At 48.3% G+C, this 7094-nt stretch carries 7 protein-coding genes; 1 reads left to right on the top strand and 6 read right to left on the bottom strand.

What is annotated here, in order from left to right; translation table 11 throughout:
- Positions 1-301: 301 nt before the first annotated feature.
- The 3 genes from Q0546_RS03985 to Q0546_RS03975 are packed head-to-tail and all read right to left on the bottom strand — an operon-like array spanning position 302 to position 4480.
- Positions 302-2218, bottom strand: coding sequence for a DEAD/DEAH box helicase (locus tag Q0546_RS03985; protein ID WP_298790749.1), 1917 nt, complete (start codon positions 2216-2218; stop codon positions 302-304).
- Complete coding sequence (locus tag Q0546_RS03980; protein WP_298790747.1) at positions 2208-3431, bottom strand: pitrilysin family protein; 1224 nt, start codon at positions 3429-3431, stop codon at positions 2208-2210. Before Q0546_RS03980 ends, Q0546_RS03985 begins: the two co-directional genes overlap by 11 nt.
- The gene (locus Q0546_RS03975) at positions 3431-4480 is read right to left on the bottom strand and encodes a dehypoxanthine futalosine cyclase (protein ID WP_298790745.1); all 1050 of its coding nucleotides are present in this window, start codon (positions 4478-4480) and stop codon (positions 3431-3433) included. Before Q0546_RS03975 ends, Q0546_RS03980 begins: the two co-directional genes overlap by 1 nt.
- A gap of 336 nt (positions 4481-4816) precedes the next feature.
- Between Q0546_RS03975 and Q0546_RS03970 the strand changes: the two genes are divergently transcribed.
- Entirely contained in the window at positions 4817-5188 is a 372-nt protein-coding gene (locus Q0546_RS03970) for a hypothetical protein (protein ID WP_298790743.1), read from the top strand.
- Positions 5189-5477: 289 nt separating this feature from the next.
- On the opposite strand, the gene Q0546_RS03965 is transcribed toward Q0546_RS03970, so the two are convergent.
- The 3 genes from Q0546_RS03965 to Q0546_RS03955 form a co-directional block, all read right to left on the bottom strand.
- Positions 5478-5675, bottom strand: a complete 198-nt coding sequence (locus tag Q0546_RS03965; RefSeq protein WP_298790742.1) for a hypothetical protein — start codon at positions 5673-5675, stop codon at positions 5478-5480.
- Positions 5676-5856: 181 nt separating this feature from the next.
- The gene (locus tag Q0546_RS03960; RefSeq protein WP_298790740.1) at positions 5857-6255 is read right to left on the bottom strand and encodes an NfeD family protein; all 399 of its coding nucleotides are present in this window, start codon (positions 6253-6255) and stop codon (positions 5857-5859) included.
- Positions 6252-7094: stomatin-like protein (locus Q0546_RS03955; RefSeq protein ID WP_298790738.1), on the bottom strand; the 843-nt coding region annotated here is incomplete at its 5' end. The genes Q0546_RS03955 and Q0546_RS03960, both read right to left, overlap by 4 nt.

The following is a 7094-nucleotide window of genomic DNA, read 5'->3' as shown; positions in this document are numbered from 1 at the left end:
CATATTAATACATCTCTAGTTTTTACAAAAAGCCATAACCGCAAGCATTTAGTTTTGTACCGATTCCACCAAATAATATGCAGACAAAGCTATATAGTAATCAAAATACTACACACTTGCAGGGTTTTAATCAGGCCAAAAATGCTCCAAAAATAATCTTCAAATTTCATTTTAATCAATTTTTTGAAAATTACAAAATCTTTATAGCACAGTCTTTTTACCGATTTTATTTCAAATTTAAAAATAAACAGAGAAATACTCAGGCAAGTAGCTAAATTTGCCATCCCAAAGGCAAATTTAGCTAAATCCCTAGTCTATCCTTTGCCGCCTGCGTGATTTCCTCTTCATAGTCGTAGTATTCAAACGTCGCACCGTGCTGAAACGCGCCGTTTAGGATATCGCCGCTTTGGCGATTTTTGAGATCTATCTCGGCGATCTTAAAGCCATCCAGCGTCTCGCAAAACTCCCTCAGTCGCGTCGGCGGATTTTTGAGCTTTGTAAACAAAAAGCAAAATCCGCTCCCGCCGTTTCGCCCTACGCGCCCGCGCAGCTGATGCAGACTCGCTAGTCCTAGCCTTTCTGCGCCAACGATTACGATCGTGCTAAGCCGCGGCAGCGAGATGCCGACCTCAACAACCGTCGTCGAGAGTAGCACGTCTCCGCGCTCGCGAAATTCTCGCAGCACCTGCTCTTTTTCTTTGTCTTTGCCGTGCGTGACGTAGACGTTTGCGAAATTTGCCCGCCAAAACCCCTGCGCCTCCTCTAGCCCCTGATAGTTCGAGTTTTCGCTACTTTCGACCAGCGGATATATCACGGCGACTTGCTTGCCTTTGGTGATTTGCGCTTTGATATGCGTCAGCAACTCACCAAAGTCCGCACTTTGTAAAATTTGCGTATGGATATGCTTTTCAAAAGGCATCTGCTTTAGAAAACTAAACTCCGCAAAGCTGCTTTGTATCATGCTTAGCGTTCGCGGGATCGGAGTTGCGGAAAACTGCACGACGTGAGCTCTGGTCTCGCCCGCAGCTTTTGTTTGCCGGTTTTGGGGCACGATTTCAGTCAAATTTGACTGCTCGTCCTCCTTAAATTTACCGTCAAATTCGCCCTCCGCTTCGTCAAGCTGCGGGTCTCGCCCAAGTCCTCCGCTGGCTAAAGCGTTGATTTTCTCGCGCTGATTTGAGCCGAAACGGTGCTGCTCGTCTATCATCACTAAAGGCGCGGCGGGTAAGCTTTGATATAGCAAAACATGAGTGCCGATGATGAGATTTACGCCGTCAAATTCGGGTTTATCGCCGCTTTTAACAAGCAAAACCCGCATAAAATCAGGCAACAAACGCGCCGCCTCTGCGTAAATTTGCTCGGCCAGTATCGACGTGGGCGCCATGATGAGCGCAGGGCCGGGATAGACGCTAAGCGCGGCGGCTAGCATAACAAGCGTCTTGCCACTGCCCACGTCGCCCATCACGACGCGTCGCACCGCCTCCTCGCCGCTAAAGTCCGCGCGCAGATCAGAGATAGCGTTTAGCTGGTCGGAAGTCGGCGCAAATGGCAAATTTTTAAGCCACGAAGAAATATCAAAAAGCTTGACTTTAGGCGCCTTAAAGCGAGTTTTTTTAGCATTTAGTTTTTTTAGGTAGTTGTAAATTTCTACGAATTTTAACTCCCCTTCGCCCGCTTTTTCTCGCACGAGAGCATCTAGTATCGCGACGCTTTTTTCGTCTCCTCTGTGCAGATCTAGCAAAAACTCAGCCTCCCTAGGCGTGAGTCCCGCCTCGATCAAATTTGGCGAATTTACGTACTTTTGGATCAAATTTTTAAACGAATCGTCTCTGAGAGAGAGTTTGTATTTGGGTATGATTTCGTTTATTTTCGTGACGATTTTTGGATTTGTTAGCTGCCACGAGCCGTAGGCGTAGGCGCATTTGCCGCTTACAATTACGCTTTTGCCGACTTTAAAAGCGCCGTGATGCCAAGGCTTGGCATTAAAAATCACGATCTTGACGTTTTGCTTCCACGCCTCGCACCAGCATACGGCGTGCAGCATCCCGCCCTGGCGATACGCGCTTTTTATCTCTACGGCGACGCTCACGTGTCCGTCTTTTGGCGCGGCGGCCAGGCTCGTATCCTCGAAGCTTTTAGGAAGCTTAAGCGCTAGGTCGAGCAGAGTGGTTACGCCGATTTTTTTTAGATTTATTCTGTCTTTTTCATCAAATTTCATTGTAAAGCACAGCAAAACTGAGCTTTTCTATCTCCGCGTGCTCCGCGATAAACGCGTTTAGCTCAGCAAGCTTTAGCTTTGAGATTTTTTCTAGCTCGTCTTTAAAATTTCCTAGCTTAAAGCCGTTATAAAACTCGCTTTGAGCGATATTTAAGCGGTTAAAAAGCGTCTCTTGGCGTAGCGGCTGCGAGCCTAGCAAAAATCTTTTGGCTTGCACTAGTTCGCCAGCCTTTACGCCGTTTTTGACGAATTTTGAAAATTCGTCTTTTACGACCGCAACCGCCTCGCTCCTGCTTTCGTTTTTGGTTTGCAGGTAGCCCCAAATTTGCAAGTGGCTGAGCGCAAATTCGCTCCTAGCATACGCCGAATACGCTAGCCCCCGCTTCACGCGGATCTCCTCCATCAGCCTACTGCCAAAGCCGCCCTCGCCCAAAATAAACGTCGCGACCTTAGCCTTATAGCGCTCCTCTCGGCAAACGTCAAAAGGCGCGCCAAAGTAGATATAGGCTTGCTCGCTAGGCTTGATGATGGACTTTTGGCCGCATTTTTCATCGGTTTTAAAAAGCTTTAGCTCGCGCGGCTCGCCCGCCTTTAAGGGGCTTAAAATTTCGTCCAAATTTAGCTCCTCGGGCGTCACTTCGCCGCCTAGCACTACAAATAAATTTGCCAGATCAAGCTTGCTAGAGATGAAGTTTTTAACGTCCTCTAGCGTTATACTCTCCACGCTTTGCTTCGTGCCGATGCTAGGTCTTGCTAGATTTGTACCGGGATATAGCAGCCCGTTTAGCGCGACTCTAGCTAGATAGTCGTAGTCGCTCTCGTTGCCAGAAATTTCGCCCAGCGTCAAAGTTCGCACCTTTTCAAAGCTTTTTTGGCTTAAATTTGGCTCCTCTAAAAGCTCTTTTAGCTTGGCAAGCGCGAAAGAAAAGTGCTCCTTTAGGCAGTTTAGCTCAAACGCAAACGTCTCAAATCCCGCACTCGCGTAAAGACTAATCGCGCGCGTTTCAAGCTCTTTGGCAAAGCCCGCCGCGCCCTTACTTAGCGTGCCTTCGTCAAAAATTTTCGCGACGATTTTAGCAAGTCCGGCCTTCTCCTCCGCGCAAGCTCCGGCGACCTTAAAAATAAGCTTTAGACTCACGGCAGGCAGGGTTTTGCTCGCCTCGTAAACGGCAGGGATTTGTAAATTTGCGGCTTTTAAATTTATGATTTTCATCAATAAAACCTTTCTAAAATATCATAATTGGTATTGCGTTTGGCGGGTTTTTCGCCAATGTCTTTGATGAGGCGTATCATCTCGTCTTGATTCATACGGTAGCTAGCGCCCGCGGCCTTGACGACGTTTTCCTCCATCATCGTGCTGCCTAGGTCGTTTGCGCCAAACAGTAGCGCCAGCTGCCCGATGTAGCTTCCCTGCGTGACCCAGCTACTTTGGATATTTGGCACGTTGTCTAAAAACAGCCTAGAGACGGCAAGCAGGCGCAAATAGCGATTCGAGCTTTGCTTTTTGATCTCGGGACGTTCGGCCGCTAGGCGCGTATTTAGCCCCTGAAAGCTCCACAATATAAACGCTCTAAAGCCGCCAGTCTCATCCTGCAAACTCCTGATGTGCTCCCAGTGCTCCACGATCTCGCGCGTGGTTTCTACGGTACCAAACATCATCGTAGCCGTCGTCTTTAGCCCCTCCTCGTGCGCCTCGCGGTGGATACGTAACCATGTCTCCACATCGCATTTTTTAGGCGCGATCACGTCACGGACGCGGTCGCTAAGTATCTCTGCTCCGGCTCCCGGCATCGAGTAGAGCCCCTTTTCTCGCAGACGGCGTAGCGCCTCTCTCGTGCTGATACGCGATATCCTTGCGATATAGTCGATCTCGACCGCAGAAAATCCGTGAATCGTGATGCTCGGATATTTTTTTGCGATAAACTCCACGAGATCCTCGTACCACTCGATTTTTAGCTTCGGATGTACGCCGCCTTGAAACAAAATTTGAGTTCCGCCGATAGCGATGAGTTCCTCGATCTTTTGCCCGATCTCGTCAAAGCCCAGCACATAGGCCTCCTCGTCCTTGTGATCGCGGTAAAACGCGCAAAATTTACAGTCCACCCAGCACGCGTTCGTGTAGTTGATGTTTCTATCCACGATAAAGGTCGTGACGCCGTCTGGATGTAGCTCGCGCTTGCGCGCTAGAGCCATCGCTCCAAGCTCGTTTAGATCGGTGTTTTCTATCAAATTTACCGCCTCGTCCACGCTTAGTCTATTCAAATTTTTCCTTTAAATTTTTTACGCGAGTTTAGCGAAAAACGCTTTTATCTTTGATAAATTCACGTCTTTAATGTCTTGCGGATATCATTTTACGGCATACGCAAAGAAAAGAAATAATTTTAGAATCCGCAAAAGACGCTCTCGAGCTAAATTTTAGCCTTTTGGCGCTAGCTGCGACGCTCCGCACCGTCACAGATAATCGAACGTATAAAGCCCAGAGTCGAATTTGCAACGGCTTTTTAAATTTAAATAGTTTCTGCCGCCCGCTCAAATTTAACCCGATTTATAAAGCTTAAATTTGATAAAATCCCGAGACATTTTATCAAAGGAAAAAAGATGAAAAATTTAGTTTTAGCTGCGATTGCGGCGCTAGTTTTTGCAGGCTGCGCGGCGAACAAATCAGCTCCGACCCAGCAAAACGCGCAGGAGTATCGCCACGCTACGCAGATAAAAGATGCAAGCTGCCCGCATCACGGCATGGCAAACGCTAGCTGCGCACAGTCTCACGCAGAGATGAAAGAATGCCCTCATCACGACAATCACGGAGCGGATAAAAGCCTGGGCTGCGGCGGCGATAGCGACAAATCAAAGCCATACTCAAAATGCGACGCAAAAGCGCACGGGTGCGCGCAAGATAAAGGCTGCGCTCATCACGGAAAAAGCGGCGCAAGCGACAAAGCACACGCCTGTCCCCATCACAAACACTAAAATTTAATGCGGTCAAGGTCAAATTTGATCGCATTCCCCCTCAAATTTACGCCAGCTGGCAACATCAAAATTAAGCTCAAATTTCGCAGCAAAGTAGTTAAAAATCGCTTTTAGTCTCGTCGTCTAAAATTTTAAGCAAGCTAGGCACTCTAAACTCGCCGCTCATCCCCTTTACTAGCAGCGCCGCTTCGTACGTCCATACAGATCGCGCTAACAAAAAGCGGCCTCTTGCTGTCGCCTCTGCAAATTTCTCTTACGAGCTTACAGCTGCCTTTAAAAGGTGATTTGGCTACGCCCACGATCTGCACTCTAAGCATTCGTATAAATGCTCGCCCAGACCGTATCCGCCCTCGTCGTCAAGATAAACGAAACCGTCTATCACGATGAGCGAGATATCCCGCACGTCCAAATCCTGCAAAAGCGAGACGATGCGCGGCAGCTCTCTTTTATAAAAACTTCCGCTCTCATACGGCGCTACGTCGTCCACTACTTTCTAGATGATTTTGAGCGGCTTTTCGTCGCTAAAGTTTTCAAACAAAACCCTACGACTTTAGCCTTACTTCCCGCATAATACGCATCTATGGCAAGTTTCATCGATATCTTTTAAATTTGAGCGAAGCAAAAAGGCGGCTTAGATTAAAGCATTAAGCCGCCTCAAAAGCTCAAATTTAATCTCGCTCCAAAACGACTTTATTTCCCTTTGTGCCGAGCACGCGCACCTTTGCGCCCTCGGCTAAATTTCCGTCGTAGCGCCACAAAGTACCTTTAAAATAAACCATGCCCTCTCTGATCTCGCCCTCGCCGCTCTCGTTTAAAAAGTCATCTTTGACCTCGCTTTCGTGCTGGTTAAATTTGTCCTTTAGCGGCTTTCTAAGCGCAAAAAGCAGGACTAACGAGACGATAGCGATGAGTAAAATTTGATGCTCCCAAGCGATATCGATAAAAAATCCCAAAACTCCGACCGCTAAAAATCCAAGCCCGAAAAATAGCACGAAAAAGCTACCGAGCATAAACTCGAGCATGACCAACCCAACGCCCGCAGCCAGCATCAAGTACGCGGGTATCATTTCGCCGCCCTAGCGCCTAAAAAGTCCTTTAAAACGCTTAGTGAGCCGATGAGCTCGGTCGCTTCGTAAGGGACTAAAATTTTATCTTTCGAGCCGTTTTTGGCTAGCTCGTTAAAGGCTCCCACGCGGTCGCGCGCGAGCAGGAACTCGGCGGCTTTTGCGTTTTGCGCCATGCTTTCGTTTATCATATCCATCGCCTCTTTTTGGGCCGTCGCTAGCGCGATTTGCTCGTATTTTTTTGCATCGGCCATACGCTCGATGGCTTCGGCTTGCAATACTTTTTCTTGTTTTAGCGCCTCGGCGTTGCGGATGAGCGCCTCTTTTTCAGCCTGCGCTTTTAGCTCGATGGCGCGTTTTTCACGCTCGGCTTTCATTTGTAGATTCATCGCCTCTTCGATGCCGTGCGGCACGGAAATCTCGGAGATCTCGACGCGCATGATCTTTACGCCCCAGTTATCGGCGGCGTCTCCGAGCGCTCTTTGCAATGCGGAGTTTAGGCGGTCGCGCGAGCTAAGCGTATCATCAAGGTTCATCGCGCCTATCTCGCCGCGCAGCGTCGTCATGGCCAAATTTGCTATCGCGCGCTTATAACTATCAACGTTATATAGAGCCATTTTGCCGTCCACGACCTTTAAAAACACGATGCCGTCTACGCTGATATTTACGTTATCTTTGGTGATGACTTGCTGCTTCGTGATATCTACTAGCTGCTCTCTCACGGTGATCACGGCGCGGATCTGATCTACAAACGGGATGATGATGTGAAATCCGCCGTCAAGCACCTTGTGAAATTTACCCAAACGCTCGACGATGTAGATATCAGACTGCGAGATGATCTT

Origin of the sequence: uncultured Campylobacter sp. (assembly GCF_937997465.1) — a bacterium.
Classification (GTDB): Bacteria; Campylobacterota; Campylobacteria; order Campylobacterales; family Campylobacteraceae; genus Campylobacter_A.
This window is presented reverse-complemented; position numbering and strand designations above follow the sequence as displayed.